This is a genomic window from Rhodanobacter sp. Root627, from assembly GCF_001427835.1.
In the GTDB taxonomy this organism is placed as follows: domain Bacteria; phylum Pseudomonadota; class Gammaproteobacteria; order Xanthomonadales; family Rhodanobacteraceae; genus Rhodanobacter; species Rhodanobacter ginsenosidimutans.
The window spans coordinates 19,462-36,114 of the sequence record NZ_LMGW01000001.1 but is presented as its reverse complement, the minus strand read 5'-3'; the positions used below and the strand labels follow the sequence as shown (position 1 = coordinate 36,114).

At 65.8% G+C, this 16,653-nt stretch carries 20 protein-coding genes; 11 read left to right on the top strand and 9 right to left on the bottom strand.

The window, feature by feature from the left end:
* Positions 1 to 69: 69 nt before the first annotated feature.
* Both proC and ASD68_RS00210 read left to right on the top strand, forming a co-directional pair.
* Complete coding sequence (gene proC / locus ASD68_RS00215; RefSeq protein ID WP_056602406.1) at positions 70 to 891, top strand: pyrroline-5-carboxylate reductase; 822 nt, start codon at positions 70 to 72, stop codon at positions 889 to 891.
* Entirely contained in the window at positions 888 to 1,463 is a 576-nt protein-coding gene (locus ASD68_RS00210) for a YggT family protein (RefSeq protein WP_056602404.1), read from the top strand. Before proC ends, ASD68_RS00210 begins: the two co-directional genes overlap by 4 nt.
* 35 nt (positions 1,464 to 1,498) lie before the next feature.
* Here the strand turns inward: ASD68_RS00210 and ASD68_RS00205 are convergent, their stop codons facing one another.
* From ASD68_RS00205 to pdxH, 3 genes are read right to left on the bottom strand one after another with little or no spacing between them, the layout of a single operon-like run.
* A complete protein-coding gene (locus tag ASD68_RS00205; RefSeq protein ID WP_056604926.1) occupies positions 1,499 to 2,296 on the bottom strand; it encodes a helical backbone metal receptor in 798 nt (265 codons plus the stop codon).
* A gap of 44 nt (positions 2,297 to 2,340) precedes the next feature.
* Entirely contained in the window at positions 2,341 to 2,784 is a 444-nt protein-coding gene (locus ASD68_RS00200; protein ID WP_056602402.1) for a secondary thiamine-phosphate synthase enzyme YjbQ, read from the bottom strand.
* Positions 2,781 to 3,368 carry a pyridoxamine 5'-phosphate oxidase gene (pdxH, locus tag ASD68_RS00195; protein WP_056602400.1) on the bottom strand — a complete coding sequence of 196 codons (588 nt, stop codon included), beginning with the start codon at positions 3,366 to 3,368 and terminating at the stop codon, positions 2,781 to 2,783. The genes ASD68_RS00200 and pdxH overlap by 4 nt, the downstream gene beginning before the upstream one ends.
* Before the next feature lie 157 nt (positions 3,369 to 3,525).
* Here pdxH and ASD68_RS00190 point away from each other — a divergent pair, with 157 nt between their 5' ends.
* Positions 3,526 to 4,356 carry a hypothetical protein gene (locus tag ASD68_RS00190; RefSeq protein WP_056077340.1) on the top strand — a complete coding sequence of 277 codons (831 nt, stop codon included), beginning with the start codon at positions 3,526 to 3,528 and terminating at the stop codon, positions 4,354 to 4,356.
* A 58-nt stretch (positions 4,357 to 4,414) separates the two neighbouring features.
* On the opposite strand, the gene ASD68_RS00185 is transcribed toward ASD68_RS00190, so the two are convergent.
* The 3 genes from ASD68_RS00185 to ASD68_RS00175 form a co-directional block, all read right to left on the bottom strand.
* Complete coding sequence (locus ASD68_RS00185) at positions 4,415 to 4,618, bottom strand: dodecin family protein (RefSeq protein ID WP_007080015.1); 204 nt, start codon at positions 4,616 to 4,618, stop codon at positions 4,415 to 4,417.
* 110 nt (positions 4,619 to 4,728) lie between these two features.
* Positions 4,729 to 5,073 (bottom strand): YbjQ family protein, encoded by a 345-nt coding sequence (locus tag ASD68_RS00180; protein ID WP_056602399.1) that lies wholly within the window; start codon positions 5,071 to 5,073, stop codon positions 4,729 to 4,731.
* A gap of 19 nt (positions 5,074 to 5,092) precedes the next feature.
* Entirely contained in the window at positions 5,093 to 5,926 is an 834-nt protein-coding gene (locus ASD68_RS00175; RefSeq protein ID WP_056602397.1) for an SDR family oxidoreductase, read from the bottom strand.
* Positions 5,927 to 5,953: 27 nt separating this feature from the next.
* Between ASD68_RS00175 and ASD68_RS00170 the strand changes: the two genes are divergently transcribed.
* From ASD68_RS00170 to ASD68_RS00145, 6 genes are all read left to right on the top strand, one after another.
* The gene (locus ASD68_RS00170; protein WP_056602394.1) at positions 5,954 to 6,508 is read left to right on the top strand and encodes a shikimate kinase; all 555 of its coding nucleotides are present in this window, start codon (positions 5,954 to 5,956) and stop codon (positions 6,506 to 6,508) included.
* Complete coding sequence (gene aroB / locus ASD68_RS00165; RefSeq protein ID WP_056602392.1) at positions 6,505 to 7,605, top strand: 3-dehydroquinate synthase; 1,101 nt, start codon at positions 6,505 to 6,507, stop codon at positions 7,603 to 7,605. The genes ASD68_RS00170 and aroB overlap by 4 nt, the downstream gene beginning before the upstream one ends.
* Before the next feature lie 73 nt (positions 7,606 to 7,678).
* On the top strand, positions 7,679 to 7,939 hold the full coding sequence (locus tag ASD68_RS00160; RefSeq protein WP_056602390.1) for a WGR domain-containing protein: 261 nt from the start codon (positions 7,679 to 7,681) through the stop codon (positions 7,937 to 7,939).
* A gap of 1 nt (position 7,940) precedes the next feature.
* A complete protein-coding gene (gene hemE / locus ASD68_RS00155; RefSeq protein WP_056602388.1) occupies positions 7,941 to 9,008 on the top strand; it encodes a uroporphyrinogen decarboxylase in 1,068 nt (355 codons plus the stop codon).
* A gap of 21 nt (positions 9,009 to 9,029) precedes the next feature.
* Positions 9,030 to 9,380: a DUF3147 family protein gene (locus tag ASD68_RS00150; RefSeq protein WP_056077320.1), complete on the top strand. Its 351-nt coding sequence runs from the start codon at positions 9,030 to 9,032 to the stop codon at positions 9,378 to 9,380.
* Between the two features lie 175 nt (positions 9,381 to 9,555).
* A complete protein-coding gene (locus tag ASD68_RS00145; protein ID WP_056602386.1) occupies positions 9,556 to 12,390 on the top strand; it encodes a valine--tRNA ligase in 2,835 nt (944 codons plus the stop codon).
* An 87-nt stretch (positions 12,391 to 12,477) separates the two neighbouring features.
* On the opposite strand, the gene rimI is transcribed toward ASD68_RS00145, so the two are convergent.
* Genes rimI through ASD68_RS00130 form a run of 3 tightly spaced genes read right to left on the bottom strand, consistent with a single transcriptional unit; the run spans position 12,478 to position 14,244 of the window.
* Positions 12,478 to 12,930: a ribosomal protein S18-alanine N-acetyltransferase gene (gene rimI, locus ASD68_RS00140; RefSeq protein ID WP_200945334.1), complete on the bottom strand. Its 453-nt coding sequence runs from the start codon at positions 12,928 to 12,930 to the stop codon at positions 12,478 to 12,480.
* A 34-nt stretch (positions 12,931 to 12,964) separates the two neighbouring features.
* Complete coding sequence (locus ASD68_RS00135) at positions 12,965 to 13,465, bottom strand: hypothetical protein (RefSeq protein WP_056602384.1); 501 nt, start codon at positions 13,463 to 13,465, stop codon at positions 12,965 to 12,967.
* On the bottom strand, positions 13,462 to 14,244 hold the full coding sequence (locus ASD68_RS00130) for a phosphatidylcholine/phosphatidylserine synthase (RefSeq protein ID WP_056077313.1): 783 nt from the start codon (positions 14,242 to 14,244) through the stop codon (positions 13,462 to 13,464). Before ASD68_RS00130 ends, ASD68_RS00135 begins: the two co-directional genes overlap by 4 nt.
* A 104-nt stretch (positions 14,245 to 14,348) precedes the next feature.
* Here ASD68_RS00130 and ASD68_RS00125 point away from each other — a divergent pair, with 104 nt between their 5' ends.
* The gene (locus ASD68_RS00125; protein ID WP_056602382.1) at positions 14,349 to 14,777 is read left to right on the top strand and encodes a DUF4124 domain-containing protein; all 429 of its coding nucleotides are present in this window, start codon (positions 14,349 to 14,351) and stop codon (positions 14,775 to 14,777) included.
* 130 nt (positions 14,778 to 14,907) lie between these two features.
* The gene (locus ASD68_RS00120) at positions 14,908 to 16,605 is read left to right on the top strand and encodes a proline--tRNA ligase (RefSeq protein ID WP_056602380.1); all 1,698 of its coding nucleotides are present in this window, start codon (positions 14,908 to 14,910) and stop codon (positions 16,603 to 16,605) included.
* Positions 16,606 to 16,653: the final 48 nt, after the last annotated feature.

The window sequence follows — 16,653 nt, the reverse complement described above, 5'->3', positions numbered from 1 at the left end:
TCATCGGCAACAAGGCAAAACAGGCGCCTGCGGCAGGCATCGCGGCAAGGCCCATCAACGAGGATTTTCATGACACAGATTGCTTTCATCGGCGGCGGCAACATGGCGCGCAGCCTGATCGGCGGATTGTTGAAGCATGGCGCTGCCCCTAGCGACATCAACGTTGCCGAGCCCATGGCCGCGGCCCGCGAGGCGTTGACGAGCGACCTGGGCGTGACCTGCCATGGTGACAACAAGGCCGCCGCAGCCGGCGCCGATGTGGTCGTGCTGGCAGTAAAGCCCCAGGTCATGCCGGCCATCCAGGGCGACCTGCGCGACATCCTGCAGGCCAAATCGCCCTTGCTCATCTCGATCGCCGCCGGCGTGCGCATCGACCAGCTTGAACGCTGGTTTGGCGCCTTGCCGATCGTGCGCTGCATGCCCAATACGCCCGCGTTGATCGGCGCGGGCGCCACCGGGCTGTGCGCCAATGCGGCGGTCAGCGCGGCGCAAAAGGCCAAGGCGCAGGAAGTTCTGGGTACCGCCGGCGTCACCCGCTGGATCGATGATGAGGCCCTGATGGATACGGTCACGGCATTGTCCGGCTCGGGCCCCGCGTATTTCTTTGCCATGGTCGAGGCGATGGAAGCTGCGGCCGTGGCGCAGGGCCTGCCGCGCGACGCAGCGCGCGCGCTGGCCGCACAGACCTGCCTGGGCGCCGGCCGCATGCTGACGGAAGGCGGCGAAGACGCGGCCACCTTGCGCCAGCGCGTCACCTCACCCAACGGCACCACGCAGGCCGCGCTGGAGAGCTTTGCCGCCGACGGTCTGCCCCTCATCGTGGCCAATGCCATGGGCGCGGCCAGGAAGCGCGGCGTCGAACTTGCCGCCAGCCTGGATGAGCCAACGTGAGCTACCTGCTGAATGCCCTGGGCCTGCTGATCGAACTGGCCTTCAATGCCGCCGTCACCCTGCTCCTGCTACGAGTGCTGGCCGAAGCCTGCCGGGCGGATTTCCACAATCCGCTGAGCCAGTTCGTCTATCGCTACACCAACCCGGTACTGGCGCCAGTGCGGCGGGTGATCCCCAACTGGCGGCGGATCAACCTGGCCGCCCTGCTGCTGGCATGGCTGGCGATGCTGCTGAAACGCTGGGTGTTGTTCGCGGTGACGGGCATGATGCCCGGAGTGGCCGGGTTGCTGGTTTTGTCGCTGGCCGAGCTGCTCGATTTCGCGCTGATGTTCTACCTGATCCTGGTTTTCGCGTGGTCGTTGCTGAGCATGTTCGCGGTCGACCAGCGCCATCCGGTGCTGCGGTTGCTGGATACCATCGTGGCGCCGTTGATGCGACCGCTGCGCGGGCGGCTGGTCGTGGGCATGATCGATTTCGCGCCGATGGCGGTGATGATCGCTCTGCTGCTGGCGCGCATGCTGATCGCCGCGCCGCTGCTGGATCTGGGCATGCGGCTGGCATTGGCGCGTTGAGCTTTACCTGATGCCGGCGCCTGATTGAAGCCGGTTCAGCGAAGCGCCCATGCGGCGATGATGCGATGGATTTCATCCAGCCCATCGAACAACGCGGCCGGCCCCGGCTGCAGGATGATCGGCGACTTGATCTCGTACAGGTCGCCGGTCTGCACCGCGGGAATCGCGTCCCAGCCCGTTCGTGCCGCGACTTTCTGCGGCCGGAAACGCTTGCCGCACCATGAGCCGAGGATGATGTCCGGCGCGCGCCGCACCACCTCGTCGCCGTTGGGCAGGATGCGCTGTTTGGCCAGCGGCTCGCGGGCCAGTTCGGGGAAACAGTCGTCACCGCCGGCGATGCCGATGATCTCGGCGACCCAACGGATGCCGGTGATGATGGGCTCGTCCCATTCCTCGAAATACACTTTCGGCCGCCGCGGCAAGCTGGCGACGGCAGCGCGGATATCGGCCAGGTGCTGCTCCGCCTGCTGTGCATACGCCTCGGCTTTGGCGGCCGCACCCACCATCGCGCCCAGCCGGCGGATATAGGCGAGGATGCCGTCCACGCTGCGATGGTTGCTGATCCACACCTCGACGCCCGCCTTGATCAGCTCGCGCGCGATGTCGGCCTGGATGTCGGAAAAGCCGATCACCAGGTCGGGCTCCAGCTTCAGGATCTCACCGATTTTCGCGCTGGTGAAAGCCGAAACCTTGGGCTTTTCCCGCCGCGCCTGCGGCGGACGCACGGTGAAACCGGAGATGCCGACGATGCGGTGCGCCTCGCCCAACGCGTAGAGCACCTCGGTAGGTTCCTCGGTAAGGCAGACGATGCGTTGGGGGTAGGCGTCGGGCATGTATGGCGTCAGACACATGGCGTGCAGCGGCATGGCCCGGGTCGTCAGCATCCCAGGACCGTCACGACGACCTTGCGCTGATGCGGGTGCGTCCGATGCTCCCACAGGTAAATGCCCTGCCAGGTGCCCAACCGCAGGCGACCGCCACCGACGGGCACAGTGAGGCTTACCCCGCTGAGGATCGAACGGATATGCGCGGGCATGTCGTCCGGGCCCTCCGCGTCGTGGCGGAACATCGGATCACCATCGGGTACGACGCGCGCCATCCAGCGCTCCAGGTCGCCGCGTACCGAGGGATCGGCGTTTTCGCAGATCAACAACGAGCAACTGGTGTGCGCCGTGAACACCTGCGCGATACCCGTCTGCACGCCGCTGGCGGCCACCAGGTCGGCTACGTCGCGGGTGACCTCGCTGAAACCGCGGCCACGGGTGGCGACCGTGAAGCCGTTCTGGTCGACCAGCCGACCAGGTTGGGCGCCGCCGTTCATGGGTACAACAGGCGATGGGTCCAGGTCTGGCCGTGGCGGTTCCAGCGCACGCGCTCGTGCAGGCGGAATTCCGCGCCGTACCAGAACTCCAGCGTGTCGGGCTCGACCACGAAGCCGCCCCAGTGCGGCGGGCGGCTGACGTCGCGGCCGGCGAATTCCTGTTCGTAGCGTTCCACCCGCTGCTCGAAAGTCTGTCGATCAGGCAGCGTTTGCGATTGCAGCGACGCCCAGGCACCGATCTGGCTGCCGCGCGCGCGGATGGCGAAATAGGCGTCGGATTCTTCGTCCTGCAATTTGCGGGCATGGCCTTCCACGCGCACCTGCACACCGTGGCGGATCTGCTTCCAGTGAAAGCACAACGCCACCTGCGGGTGCGCTTCCAGTTGGGAGCCCTTGTCGCTCGCGTAATTGGTGAAGAAGCGGAACCCGCGCTCATCCACGCCCTTGAGCAGCACGATGCGTGAAGCCACGCGGCCGGAAGCATCCACCGTGGCCAGGTTCATCGCGGTCGGCTCGGGGTCGCCGCTGGCCCTGGCCTCCTCCAGCAACTGCTGGAAAATGTGCAACATCTCGGAATTAAGCATGGCTTTTGAAACTTTTCCTTGAATCGTGGCCCGCGCGCGCCATCATGGGGCAGATGGATACCTCACATATTAGCTCAATCCCCCCCCCAGCCCGCGCCACACGGCGGGGATCCGCCGCCCGCTGCACGGTGCAGCCGCACGTCACGGCGCGGTACGAATGAAGGCCCTCGCGGACACCCAGAACGAGGCACTTGCCGGCCATTTGCTGGATCACTACGCCGGCCGCATCGCCCGTTCGCGGCGGCCGTACGTGCTCGCGCTTTCCGGCCTGCAGGGCAGCGGCAAGAGCACCCTGGCGCGGGTGATGAAGGCACAGGCCGAGGCGCGCGGCTGGGCCACCGAAGTGCTTTCGCTGGACGATTTCTACTACGCCCGCAGCGAACGCGAGGCGCTGTCCCAACAGGTGCATCCGCTGCTCCGCACGCGCGGCGTGCCGGGCACCCACGAGATCGAGTTGCTGATGTCGGTGCTGGCGGCGCTGCCGCATGCGTCGGACAAGCTGCCGGTAACCCATCCGCGTTTCGACAAGGGCCGCGACACCCGTTTTCCACCGTCGCGCTGGCCGCGCATCAAGCGCGCGCCGAAGTTGGTGATCGTGGAAGGCTGGGCGCTGGGCATCCGGCCGCAGGCGCAATCGGCGCTGCTCCCCCCGATCAACGACCTGGAGCGCCGTGAAGACGCCGACGGAAGCTGGCGCCGCTGGGTGAACAAGCAATTGCGCAGTTACCAGCCGCTATGGCGCAAGTTCGACGCGCTGATCGTGCTGCAGGCACCGGACTGGAACATCGTGCGCCGCTGGCGCGGCCAGCAGGAGGAGGATTTGATGGCCCGCCATGCGCCGCTGGCGATGGATGCGGACGCCATGGATCGCTTCCTGTCGCACTTCGAACGACTGAGCCGCCACGCCCTGGCCACCCTGCCTGCGCTGGCCGACAGTTGCGTGGAGTACGACGACGAGCGCCACGTCACCGGCCTCAGCCACGATTGAGCCCGCGCTTTCGGGTTCGGGACAGGGTTGCCTGCCCCGCCCCGAACATCCCGCCGAATCAGTCGACGACGAAGTTGACCTTCATGTTGACGCGCCACTCGGTCACCGTGCCGTCGTCCCTGGTAACCACCTTGATCTCGTTGACCCAGGCGCCCTTGATGTTCTTGACCGACTCCGCCGCCTTCTTCAAACCGTGCTGCACAGCGTCTTCCACGCCCTTGCTGGACGAAGCGTTGATTTCAATGACCTTGGCTACCGACATGGCGTCAATCTCCGATTGAATCGTGCAAGCGGCACGATGCGCTCCCCCATCCTGAAGCCCGAGTCTGGCCCGCGCTCCGTGCGGGTGACAAGCCGCATTGCAAAATCACCTTACGTTGACGCTTCAACCTGCACGGCGGTGCCGTAGGCAAGCACTTCGGTAACACCCTGGCCCACGTCGTTGGCGTCATAGCGCATCCCCACCACGCCGTTGGCACCCATCGCCGCGGCGTGCTGCAGCATCAGCTCGTACGCTTCCTCGCGTGCCTTCTCGCACAGCTCGGTATAGATCGAGATATTGCCGCCCACGATGGTCTGCAATGCCGCACCGATATTGCCGACCACGCTGCGCGAACGCACCGTGATGCCGCGCACGATGCCCAGCGAACGCACGATGCGGTAGCCGGGAATGTCGTTGGTGGTACTGATCTGATGATGCGGAACGGTGCTGGCCATGACGGTTCTCCGTAGTGGGTCACTTGTCGAGCAACGCAGCGTAGCCGGCACGCGAATCCGGCCATTGCGGCACCCAGCCGCTGGCGCGCAAGCGGGCATTGCCGAGCCGCTTGCTGCCGACACCGGCCGGCGCCAGCCCCTCGGCCGGCAATGGTGCGCCGGCCAGGCGGGCCAGATGATCGTAAAGCACAGCCAGCGGCAACGGTGTGTCGTCCACGCCCAGGTACAGCGACTGCGCCGCGGGGAGCGTCAGCAGATGCGTGATCGCGGCGGCGGCATCGTCGACGTGGATGCGGTTGGCCCAGTGCGGATGCTCACGCGGTACCTGCACCTGCCCGGCGCGCAGCCGTTCGACCAGTTGCAGCCGACCCGGCCCGTACAAACCAGCCAACCGCAGCGTTACCGACGAAACGGGCTGCGCCGCGAGCCAATGCTCGGCGGCCATCAAGGCCTTGCCATTGAAACCCGGCGGCGCCGGCGCGGTGGTTTCATCCACCCACTCGCCGCCGTGCGCGCCATAAACCGCCGTGGACGAAACAAACAGCACCCGCCGCAGCGCGTCGGCGTCCAGCGCCTGCAGCAGATGCCGCAAGCCGTCGACGAAGGTGGCGCGATAGGCCGCCTCGTCGCGCCGGTCGGGCGTGGGCAGGTAGACCAGCCGGGTGATTCCGGGCGGCAGGTCGCGCAGCGTTTCGGCTTGGCGCAAGTCGGCGCGCAGCCAATGGATGCCGCTGGTGTCACCGACCGGCGGCGTCCGCCGCAGCGCCCAGACACGGTCGCCACGGCCCAGCAGTTGCCGCGCCACGCGCAAGCCCAGATCGCCACAACCAGCCAGTAAAACGCGTTCGGTCATATCAGCTTCTGCTGCTAAAGTTCACGGATGAATCCGTCGTCCAGCCTCTTTCTCATCGGCCCCACCGGCGCGGGAAAAACCTCCGTCGGGCGGCGGCTGGCCAGTCATTATGGCCTCTCGTTCATCGACCTGGATCAGGAGATCGAGCGACAGACCGGCGTGGACATCCCCACCATCTTCGAGATCGAGGGCGAGGCGGGTTTCCGCCAGCGCGAGAGCCTGCTGCTGGATGCCATCACCGCCCGCAGCGACATCTTGCTGGCCACCGGCGCCGGTGCCGTGCTGGACCCGGCAAACGCCGACAGGCTGGCCACGCGTGGCTTTGTGGTGTGGCTGCAGGCCAGCATCGGGCAACAACTGGAACGGCTGGAGCGCGACACCCATCGCCCCCTGCTGGCCGGCACGGATCGCCGCGCACGGCTGCAGTCAATGGCGGAAATCCGCGAGCCGCTGTATCGCCAGATGGCCGACCTCGCCATCCCCGGCGGCAGCACCACCGTCGCCACGGCGGGCGACCGCTGCATCGATCTGATCAACCACCACTGGCAGCGCCAACCCATCAGGCCATCGCAAACCGCATGAACGATTCGCACCCCACCACCACGATTGACGTTGCCCTCGGCGAGCGCCGCTACCCGGTATGGATCGGGCACAACCTGCTCGCCGACCGCGACCGCTGGCGCGCCATGCTGCGCGGCCGGCATGCGTTGGTGATCAGCAACACCACCGTCGCGCCGTTGTACCTGCAGCGCGTGACGCAGGGGCTGGAGGGGTTGCAGTGGTCATCGTTCCTGCTGGACGACGGCGAGTCGCACAAATCGTTTTCCAACGTGGAGCGCGCACTGCAGGCGCTGGCCGACCTGGGCGCCACCCGCGACGCCTGCGTGATCGCGCTGGGCGGCGGCGTGGTGGGTGACCTGGCCGGCTTCAGCGCCGCGTGCTGGATGCGCGGCATCGACTTCATCCAGATGCCGACCACGCTGCTGGCGATGGTGGATTCCTCGGTGGGCGGGAAGACCGGCGTCAACCTGCCCGCGGGCAAGAACCTGGTCGGCGCCTTCCATCAGCCGCGCGCCGTGGTAGCCGACATCGACACCCTGGCCAGCCTGCCCGAGCGCGAATACAGTGCCGGCCTGGCCGAAGTGGTGAAAGGCGCCGCGATCGGTGATGTACCTTTCTTCGAATGGCTGGAAGAACACGCCGACGCCTTGATGGCCCACGACACCGCGCTGGTGATCGAAGCCATCGCCCGCAAGGTGCGCTACAAGGCCGGCGTGGTGTCCCGCGACGAAACCGAACAGGGCGAGCGCGCCTTGCTCAACTGGGGCCACACCTTCGGCCATGCGCTGGAAACCGCCGGCCACTACACCACCCTGCTGCACGGCGAAGGCGTGGCGGTGGGCATGGTGCTGGCCGCCAAGATGTCCGAGCGGCTGGGCATGAGCGAGGCGGTCGACCGCGAACGGCTGCAGCGCCTGCTGCAGCGACTGGGGTTGCCCACGACGGTGCCCGCCGGCATGGACCCGCAGCACCTGCTGGAGCTGATGCGGCTGGACAAGAAGAACGCCAACGGCCAGCTGCGCCTGATCCTGTGGCGCGGCATCGGCAAGGCCGAAATCGTCGGTGGCGTGGATGAAACCGAGGTACTGGCCGTGCTGCAGGCGGCCATGCCGGCCTAGCGCGGCGTCGGGCAGGTCGGCAGTGCGATAAACTCCGCGGTCCGGCAACGCGCCTTGCTCCATTCTGGAAACCATGCGCATCTACCTGCAAACCGTGCCCGTCAACGCCGACGCGCCACGCTATGTCCAGATCACGCTGGAGCAGGACCTGCTCGGCGGCTGGACGCTGTACCGCGAATCCGGCACGCAGGGTGGCCGCGCCACGCTCAAGCGCGAGCAATACCTGGAGCGCGACGAGGCCATTGCCGCCTTCGAGAAAACCCGCGACGCGCAACTCAAGCGCGGCTTCCGCCTGATGTTCAGCCAAGGCCAGGAAGGCCCCTACGGACGTTGAAATGACCGACGCGTTGAAAAACGACCGCTTCCTGCGCGCACTGCGCCGCGAAGCCACCGACACCACGCCCATCTGGGTGATGCGCCAGGCCGGCCGCTACCTGCCCGAGTACCGCGCCACCCGCGAACGCGCCGGCAGCTTCATGGGCCTGGCGCAGAACCCCGAATTCGCCTGCGAGGTGACACTGCAGCCGCTGGAGCGGTTCGAGCTCGATGCGGCGATCCTGTTCTCCGACATCCTCACCATTCCCGACGCGATGGGCCTGGGCCTGTCGTTTGCGCAAGGCGAAGGCCCGCAGTTCGCGCATCCCGTGCGCACGGCGGCCGATATCGCGAAACTCGCGGTGCCCGACATGGACGGCGAGCTGCGCTACGTGATGGACGCGGTGCGCCTGATTCGCCAGGAACTGCATGGCCGCGTGCCGCTGATCGGCTTCTCCGGCAGCCCGTGGACGCTGGCCTGCTACATGGTCGAAGGCCGTGGCTCGAAGGATTTCGCCACGCTCAAGAGCCTGTGCTGGAACGAACCGAAACTCGCCCACCAACTGCTCGACACCCTGGCCCGCTCCGTTGCCGCCTACCTGATCGCGCAGGCTCACGCGGGCGCGCAGGCGCTGATGATTTTCGACACCTGGGGCGGCCTGCTCGGCCCGGCCCCGTTCCGCGAATTCTCGCTGCGCTACATGGCCTCGATCGTGGCCGCATTGAAAGCCGACCCGGCTTCGCGCGACTTGCCCGTGACGCTGTTTTCCAAGGGCGCCGGCCAGCATCTCGCGGAAATGGCCGACAGCGGCTGCGCCGCACTGGGCGTCGACTGGACGATGGACCTGGCCGACGCACGCCGTGCCGTAGCCGGCAAGGTCGCGCTGCAGGGCAACCTCGATCCGGCCGTGATGCGCGCCAGCCCCGAGGTGATCCGCCGCGAGGTACGCGCCGTGATGGACAGCTACGGCAACCACCCCGGCCATGTGTTCAACCTGGGCCACGGCATCACGCCCGAGGTCGAGCCCGAGCACGTCAAAGTACTGGTCGATGAAGTGCACGCTTACGGACGCACGCTGCGCCGCTGAACATCTTCCAGGGAGCACACCATGGTGTGGCTGGTCACCAAATACCTGATCACCGCCGCCGTCGTGGTGCTCGTCTCCGAAGTCGCCAAACGCAGCGACCGCCTCGGCGGCCTGATCGCCGCGCTGCCACTGGTCACCGTGCTGGCGCTGATCTGGTTGCAGGTCGAGCGCCAGCCGCAGGTGAAAATCGCGAACCACGCCTGGTACACCTTCTGGTACGTGGTGCCGACGTTGCCGATGTTCCTGGCGTTTCCAGTGTTGTTGCCACGGCTCGGTTTCTGGCCAACGCTGCTGTCGTGCGTGGTGATCACGCTGGTGTGCTTCTGGCTGTTTGCGCTGCTGGTGCGGCGGTTCGGCATCGAACTGCTTTAAGACCTGACTGGCATCGTGGGATAACCCATCGCAGGCTCGCCGCTCACCACGCCCGGCGCGTGTAAGGCGGCTTTGAGTGAGTCGCCTTTTGGCAGCCTCGCTCCCGCCCCGTACAATCATCGTTTTCCCCACTGATCCAAGCGCCGGCTCTGCCCGCGCCACCGAGCCCAACCTGATGGAAAAGAGTTTCGAGCCCGCCCAGATCGAGTCCACCTGGTATGCCCGCTGGGAAGCCAGCGGCGCGTTCAAGCCGTCGGGCCAGGGCGAGCCGTACTGCATCCTGCTGCCGCCGCCGAATGTCACCGGCACGCTGCACATGGGCCACGCGTTCCAGCAGACGGTGATGGACATGCTGGTGCGCTACCAGCGCATGCGCGGCATGAACACGCTGTGGCAGGTGGGCACCGATCACGCCGGCATCGCCACCCAGAAGATCGTGGAGAACCAGCTCGCCGTCGAGGAAAAGACCCGGCACGACCTGGGCCGCGAGGCCTTTATCGAGCGGGTGTGGAAATGGAAGGAGGAGTCCGGCTCCACCATCACCAACCAGATGCGCCGCATCGGTGCCGCCGCCGACTGGTCGCGCGAGCGCTTCACCATGGATGAAGGCCTCTCGGCCGCGGTGCGCAAGGTGTTCATCGACTGGTATCGCGCCGGCCTGATCTATCGCGGTAACCGGTTGGTGAACTGGGACCCGGTACTGGGCACGGCAGTGTCCGATCTTGAAGTGAACAACGTCGAACGCGACGGCCACATGTGGTCGATCCGCTACATGACCGCCGATGGCGCCGCCTCGCTGGTGGTGGCCACCACGCGTCCGGAAACGATGTTGGGCGACGTCGCCGTGGCCGTGCATCCGGAGGACGAGCGCTACGCCCACCTGATCGGCCAACAACTGCACCTGCCCCTGACCGGCCGGCAGATTCCGGTGATCGCCGACGACTACGTTGATCGCGAATTCGGCACCGGCTGCGTGAAGATCACGCCCGCGCACGACTTCAACGATTACGCGGTGGGCCAGCGACACAAACTGGCGCCGATCGAGATTTTCACGCTGGACGCGAAGGTCAACGACAACGTGCCGGCGAAATACCGCGGGCTCGATCGCTACGACGCACGCAAGGCGGTGCTGGCCGATCTCGAAGCCGCCGACCTGTTGGTCGAGACCAAGCCGCACAAGCTGCAGGTGCCGGTGAGCCAGCGTTCCGACGCGGTGATCGAGCCGATGCTGACCGACCAGTGGTTCGTCGATCTCACCTCGGAGACGCTGGCCGATGGACGTCCAGGCGGCCGCAAGGCGATCACCGAACCTGCGCTGGATGCCGTGCGCTCGGGCGAAATCAAGTTCGTGCCCGAGAACTGGAGCACCACCTACACGCAATGGCTGGACAACATCCAAGACTGGTGCATCAGCCGCCAGCTGTGGTGGGGCCACCGCATCCCGGCGTGGTACGACGAGGCCGGCAACATCTTCGTGGGCGAGGACGAAGCCGATGCACGTGCCAGCGCCACGACCGCACCGGTGGGTGCGCTGCGCCAGGACGAGGACGTGCTGGACACCTGGTTCTCCTCGGCGCTGTGGCCGTTCTCCACCCTGGGCTGGCCGGCCGACGGTCCGGTGAAGAACGAGCGCGGCGAAATCGTCGCCAACTGGGAACAGGACAAGATCTTCCTGCCCAGCGCGGTGCTGGTCACCGGCTTCGACATCATCTTCTTCTGGGTCGCCCGCATGGTGATGGCGACCAAGTATTTCACTGGGCAGATTCCGTTCCGCGAGGTCTACATCAACGCCATCGTGCGTGATGCGGAAGGCCAGAAGATGTCCAAGTCCAAGGGCAACACGCTGGATCCGCTGGACCTGATCGACGGTATCGCGCTGGAGCCGTTGGTGGCCAAATCCACCAAATCGCTGTTGATCCCGCAGGTGCGCGCCAAGGTCGAGAAGCGCATCCGCAAGGACTACCCCGACGGCATCCCCGCGATCGGCACCGACGCGCTGCGCTTCACCTTCGCCGCGCTGGCCAGCTACAGCCGCACGATCAACTTCGATATCAAGCGCGCCGAAGGCTACAAGGCGTTCTGCAACAAGTTGTGGAATGCGGCGCGGTTCGTGTTGATGAACGGCGGGGATTCGGGATTCGGGATTGAGGCTTCGGAAAAACCGGTGACCGAGGCCGAGCGGTGGATTCTTACTCGCCTCAAGCAGACCCTGGCGGAAGTCGAGCAGCACTTCGTCAGCTACCGTTTCGACCACCTGGCGCAGGCGTTGTACGAGTTTGTGTGGAACGAGTACTGCGACTGGTTCCTGGAGCTGTCCAAGCCTGCGTTGAATGGCGATGATGCCGCTGCCGCCGCTTCCACCCGCCACACCTTGCTGGTGGTGCTGGAATCGGTGTTGCGCGCGCTGCATCCGGTGATCCCGTTCATCACTGAAGAAATCTGGAAGGATGTGGGACCAAAGCTCGGCCTGACCGAGGAAAGCCTGATCCACCGGCCGTGGCCGAAGGCCGACGACATCGCGGCGGATCACGCGGCGACGGGCGAGATCGAGTGGTTCAAGAACGTGTTGTCCGGCATCCGCAAGATCCGTTCGGAAATGAACATCTCGCCGGCCAAGACCATCCCGCTGCTGTTCGCCGACGGTGACGCCAGCGACCACGCGCGGGTGACCAAGTTCGCGGCGCAGATCAGCTTCCTCGCCCGTACCGAAACGCCGCAATGGATCGAAGCCGGCGCCGACGAACCGGCTTCGGCTGCCGCTGTGGTGGGCGCGCTGCGGGTGATGATTCCGCTGGCCGGGCTGATCGATCTGAAAGCGGAGAAGGTGCGCCTGGCCAAGGAAATCAGCCGCATCGAAGTCGAAATCAGGAAGTGCGAGGGCAAGCTTGGCAATGCCAACTTCGTGGCCAACGCCCCGGCCGAAGTCGTCGCCCAGGAGCGCCAGCGCATCACCGACTGGAACACCACACTGGGCGCGCTGCGCGAGCAGGCGCAGAAGCTGGGCGGCTGAGCTTCCGCTCCCCTCCCCCGCTTGCGGGGGAGGGGCTGGGGGAGAGGGGCTTTTCGCGCCAGGCAGCAGGAGCGGAAGCGCCCTCGCCTATTTCTCGATATGGCCTGCAGCCATATCGAGCGCCATCACGATTGCCTCTTCGCGCCCGTTACGTGCCGGGTAGTAACGCGGCCGCCGACCGATCTCGCGAAACCCGATCGACGCGTACAGTGCCCGGGCATCGGCATTCGACGGCCGCACTTCCAGAAACACGCGCTCGGCGCCGTTCCAGCGCGCGCTGTCCAGCAGCCTGCGCAACAGGTAACGGCCCAGGCCCTGGCCGCGCCGTTGCGGGCTTATGCAGATGTTCAGCACATGTGCCTCGCCCGCGCCCATCGAAAGAATGCCGTAGCCCGCGGTGACGTCATCCACGACCAGCACCCAGCACGGATAGCCGGCTTTGAGGCAATCGGCAAAGACGCCCGGCGACCAGGGGAATTCATACGAGGCCAGCTCGATCTCGCCAACGGCGACAAGATCGTCCGCCGTCATCGTGCGCATCCGGGCCGAGGGATGAGCGAGCGCGACCACGACGTCAGCCCGTGACGCCAGCCAGCGCACGGTGCAGCGTGCGCACTGCGGTCCACAAGCGCCGCTTGGAGGCCGCTTGTGACAGCACATGCGACGGCTCGTCGACCAGCACGATCTGCGCGCGCTGCATCACCTCGGCCGGCAGGCTCCGACCCAACGCGTGGGCCTGGGTTTCACCGAACACCAGATACGCACGCGCCGCTGGCGGTGCCTCCGCCAGTTCGCCTGCTGCATTCACGCTGACCCGCGCGGCACGCGCCAGCCAGGCGCCACAGGCACCGAACGTGCGTCCCAGCAGGTCGAGCTCGCGCGTGGCGCAGCCGCCCGGCAAGACCACCACGCAGGCGCCTGGCGCATCGTCGCCCTGCACCGGCGGCGCAGCCGTGATGTCTTCTTGCGTAGCCAGCGGCGTGGGCGCGGCGCGGCGTACCCACGGCACCATGCCCAGCGCGCGCAACACCCGCGCACGATGGACGGCGTCGACATGGCTCGCGGCCGCGTTCATGCGTTGCCGCGGCGTCCCCGCCGCCGGTGCTCGGCCAAACCCCACAGCGTCATTACCGGGCCGGACAACAGGTAGATCGTGAACCCCGCCAGCAATACCCGCGGTGTGTCCAGAATCAGCAGCGCCAGCAACAGCACCGCACCGACCATCCAGCCGAACGGTACCCGCTGGCGATCGCCGGTCGGCAGCGACTTGAAGCTGTAATAGCGAAACCGGCTCACCATCAACAAACCGGTAATCACGGCGATGAACGGCACCACGAAGCACAGCTCGGCACCCGGCACGTCGAATTTCTCCATGCTCCACACGAATGACATGCAGACACCGGCCGCAGCGGGGCTGGCCAGCCCCTGGAAATAGCGCTTGTCGATCACGCTGACCTGGGTATTGAACCGCGCCAACCGCAAGGCGGCGCAGGCGGCGTAGATGAAGGCAGCGGCCCAGCCCAGCTTGCCCCACAGCGGGCCGAAATCCTTCAGCGCGGACAACGACCACGTGTACAGCACCAGCGAAGGCGCCAGGCCGAAGCTGATCAAGTCGGACAGCGAGTCGTACTGCACGCCGAATTCGCTCTGGGTGCCGGTCATTCTCGCCACCCGGCCATCCATGCCATCGAGCACAGCGGCGAAGAACACCGCCACTGCCGCATCGGAATAGAACCCGCTGATGCTGGCGATGATCGCGTAGAACCCGGCGAACATTGCCCCGGTGGTGAACAGGTTGGGCAACAGGTAGATACCCCGGTGCCGCGGCGCGCGGACTGGCATTTGCTCGCTCATGAATCAAACCGTGACAGGATGCGCGAAGTGTAAACCATCGCTTGAGTCCCGATCGCCGGAGTGATAACAAGGACGGGCTGCGTATCTCATCCAGGGGACACTCCATGCAACGTTCGTTGATCGCCGTGGCGCTGATGCTGCTGACGCCGCTGGCCGTGGCGCAGGTCTACAAATGGACCGACAGCCAAGGCACCGTGCATTACTCGCAGACCGCACCGGCCTCCGGTGTCGATTTCAAAAGGATAAAGACGGTCGAATCCGCCGCGGCGCCCGCGCAAGACCCGCAGGCGCAAACGCCGGCAGCTACCACCGAAGCACAGCCCGCCCCGGCGTCCAGCCAGCCGATCGCGGACACACCCGCCAACCGCAAGACGCTTTGCGACTCCCTGCAGAACAATCTGAAGATGCTCAAGGGCACCGGCCCGGTGGTGATGCAGCAGGCCGAAAAATCGACGGCGCTGGACGATACCCAGCGCAAGCAGCAGATCGCGGCGGACGAAGCGCAATATCAGCAATATTGCCAAGCCAACTGATTTACGTTCACCCCCATCGGCGCGCCTTTCAAACGCGCCGGCGAAAAACCCGCATTCACGTTGCATAGCGGCTTCCAGCGCGGTCTGACGGCTATAATCGGCGCCTTTCCCCTCCGCCGGATCCACTCGCATGCGCCTCAGCCAATTCCACCTGGCCACCGTCAAGGAAATCCCTGCCGACGCCGAAATCGCCAGCCACAAGCTGATGCTTCGCGCCGGCATGATCCGGCGGCTGGCCTCCGGCCTGTACACCTGGTCGCCGCTGGGGCTGCGCGTGTTGCGCAAGGTCGAAAACGTGGTGCGCGAGGAAATGAACCGCGCCGGCGCGATCGAACTGCTGATGCCGTCGGTGCAGCCGCGTGAACTCTGGGAAGAAACCGGCCGCTGGGAGAAATTCGGCGGACAGCTGCTGAAAATCAAGGATCGCAAGCAGCAGGAGTTCTGCTACGGCCCCACGCATGAGGAAGTCATTACCGACTTTGCCCGCAACGAGCTGAAAAGCTACAAGCAGCTGCCGGTCAATTTCTACCAGATCCAGACGAAGTTCCGCGACGAGATCCGCCCACGCTTCGGTGTAATGCGCGCGCGCGAATTCCTGATGAAGGACGCTTATTCCTTCCACCTCACGCAGGAATCGCTGGCCGCCACCTATGCGGTGATGTATCAGGCATACACCCGCATTTTCACCAGGCTCGGGCTGAGTTTCCGCGCGGTGCAGGCGGATACCGGTGCGATTGGCGGCAATGCCAGCCACGAGTTCCAGGTGCTGGCCGATTCGGGCGAGGACGCCATCGCGTTTTCCGACGGTTCCGATTACGCGGCCAACATCGAGAAAGCAGAAGCGCTGGCGCCCACCAGTGAGCGCCCGGCCGCCACGATGGCGTTGCAGCAAGTGGCTACGCCCACCCAGAAAACCATCGAGGACGTCGCCGCGTTCCTCGGCGTCTCACCCGACCGTTGCGTGAAAGCCCTGCTGCTGCGCGGACGCGACGGGCTCGTCGCGCTGTGCCTGCGTGGCGACCACCAGGTCAACGAGGTCAAGGCGGCGAAGCTCGACGAGCTGGGTGGCGAATCGATACTGGCGAGCGAGGAAGAAATTCTCGCCGCCGTCGGAACCCGCCCGGGCTTCATCGGGCCGGTGAAACTGCCCGATTCGATTCCGGTCATTGTCGATCGCGACGCCGCCGTGCTCGCCGATTTCGTTTGCGGCGGCAATGCCGACGGCACCCATTACACGGGCGCCAACTGGGAGCGTGACGCGCGCATCACCCGCATTGCCGACATCCGCAATGTGGTCGAGGGCGATCGTTCACCCGATGGCGAAGGCATCCTGCATATTGCGCGGGGTATCGAAGTAGGCCACGTATTCCAGCTCGGCACGAAATACGCTGAAGCACTCGACGCCGTGGTGCTGAATGACCAGGGCAAGACGCAGGTAATGACCATGGGCTGCTACGGCATTGGCGTGAGCCGCATCGTGGCAGCGGCCATCGAGCAGCGCCACGACGACGCCGGCATCGTGTGGCCCGAAGCGATGGCGCCATGGCGTGTCGCGGTTTGCGTAATCAACCCGAAGCACCTGCCGGCGGTAAGCGAAGCGGCGCAGGCGCTCTATGAAGCACTCAATGCACGCGGCATCGAAACCGTGCTGGATGACCGCGGCCTGCGTCCCGGCGGCATGTTCGCCGACATGGAATTGATCGGCATTCCGCACCGGGTGGTGATCAGCGACCGCGGCCTCACCGCGGGCACGCTTGAATATCGCGGGCGTACCGAAACCGAGAGCCGGGCCATTACCCAGGAACAGCTATTCGACCTGCTTGGCTGATTCGCGCAGCGGGTACAAAGTACCTGTCACGACAGCACATGAATGCCG

Excerpts from the sequence above, each read along its gene's own strand:
- rimI (WP_200945334.1), bottom strand. The coding sequence starts at position 12,930 with ATGCGCACGATGACGGCGGACGATCTTGTCGCCGTTGGCGAGATCGAG.
- ASD68_RS00145 (WP_056602386.1), top strand. The coding sequence starts at position 9,556 with ATGGAAAAGAGTTTCGAGCCCGCCCAGATCGAGTCCACCTGGTATGCC.
- ASD68_RS00135 (WP_056602384.1), bottom strand. The coding sequence starts at position 13,465 with ATGAACGCGGCCGCGAGCCATGTCGACGCCGTCCATCGTGCGCGGGTG.
- ASD68_RS00190 (WP_056077340.1), top strand. The coding sequence starts at position 3,526 with ATGAAGGCCCTCGCGGACACCCAGAACGAGGCACTTGCCGGCCATTTG.
- ASD68_RS00185 (WP_007080015.1), bottom strand. The coding sequence starts at position 4,618 with ATGTCGGTAGCCAAGGTCATTGAAATCAACGCTTCGTCCAGCAAGGGC.
- ASD68_RS00170 (WP_056602394.1), top strand. The coding sequence starts at position 5,954 with ATGAATCCGTCGTCCAGCCTCTTTCTCATCGGCCCCACCGGCGCGGGA.
- ASD68_RS00160 (WP_056602390.1), top strand. The coding sequence starts at position 7,679 with ATGCGCATCTACCTGCAAACCGTGCCCGTCAACGCCGACGCGCCACGC.
- ASD68_RS00205 (WP_056604926.1), bottom strand. The coding sequence starts at position 2,296 with ATGCCCGACGCCTACCCCCAACGCATCGTCTGCCTTACCGAGGAACCT.
- proC (WP_056602406.1), top strand. The coding sequence starts at position 70 with ATGACACAGATTGCTTTCATCGGCGGCGGCAACATGGCGCGCAGCCTG.
- ASD68_RS00150 (WP_056077320.1), top strand. The coding sequence starts at position 9,030 with ATGGTGTGGCTGGTCACCAAATACCTGATCACCGCCGCCGTCGTGGTG.
- pdxH (WP_056602400.1), bottom strand. The coding sequence starts at position 3,368 with ATGCTTAATTCCGAGATGTTGCACATTTTCCAGCAGTTGCTGGAGGAG.
- ASD68_RS00130 (WP_056077313.1), bottom strand. The coding sequence starts at position 14,244 with ATGAGCGAGCAAATGCCAGTCCGCGCGCCGCGGCACCGGGGTATCTAC.
- ASD68_RS00120 (WP_056602380.1), top strand. The coding sequence starts at position 14,908 with ATGCGCCTCAGCCAATTCCACCTGGCCACCGTCAAGGAAATCCCTGCC.
- ASD68_RS00180 (WP_056602399.1), bottom strand. The coding sequence starts at position 5,073 with ATGGCCAGCACCGTTCCGCATCATCAGATCAGTACCACCAACGACATT.
- ASD68_RS00200 (WP_056602402.1), bottom strand. The coding sequence starts at position 2,784 with ATGAACGGCGGCGCCCAACCTGGTCGGCTGGTCGACCAGAACGGCTTC.
- ASD68_RS00175 (WP_056602397.1), bottom strand. The coding sequence starts at position 5,926 with ATGACCGAACGCGTTTTACTGGCTGGTTGTGGCGATCTGGGCTTGCGC.
- aroB (WP_056602392.1), top strand. The coding sequence starts at position 6,505 with ATGAACGATTCGCACCCCACCACCACGATTGACGTTGCCCTCGGCGAG.
- ASD68_RS00125 (WP_056602382.1), top strand. The coding sequence starts at position 14,349 with ATGCAACGTTCGTTGATCGCCGTGGCGCTGATGCTGCTGACGCCGCTG.
- hemE (WP_056602388.1), top strand. The coding sequence starts at position 7,941 with ATGACCGACGCGTTGAAAAACGACCGCTTCCTGCGCGCACTGCGCCGC.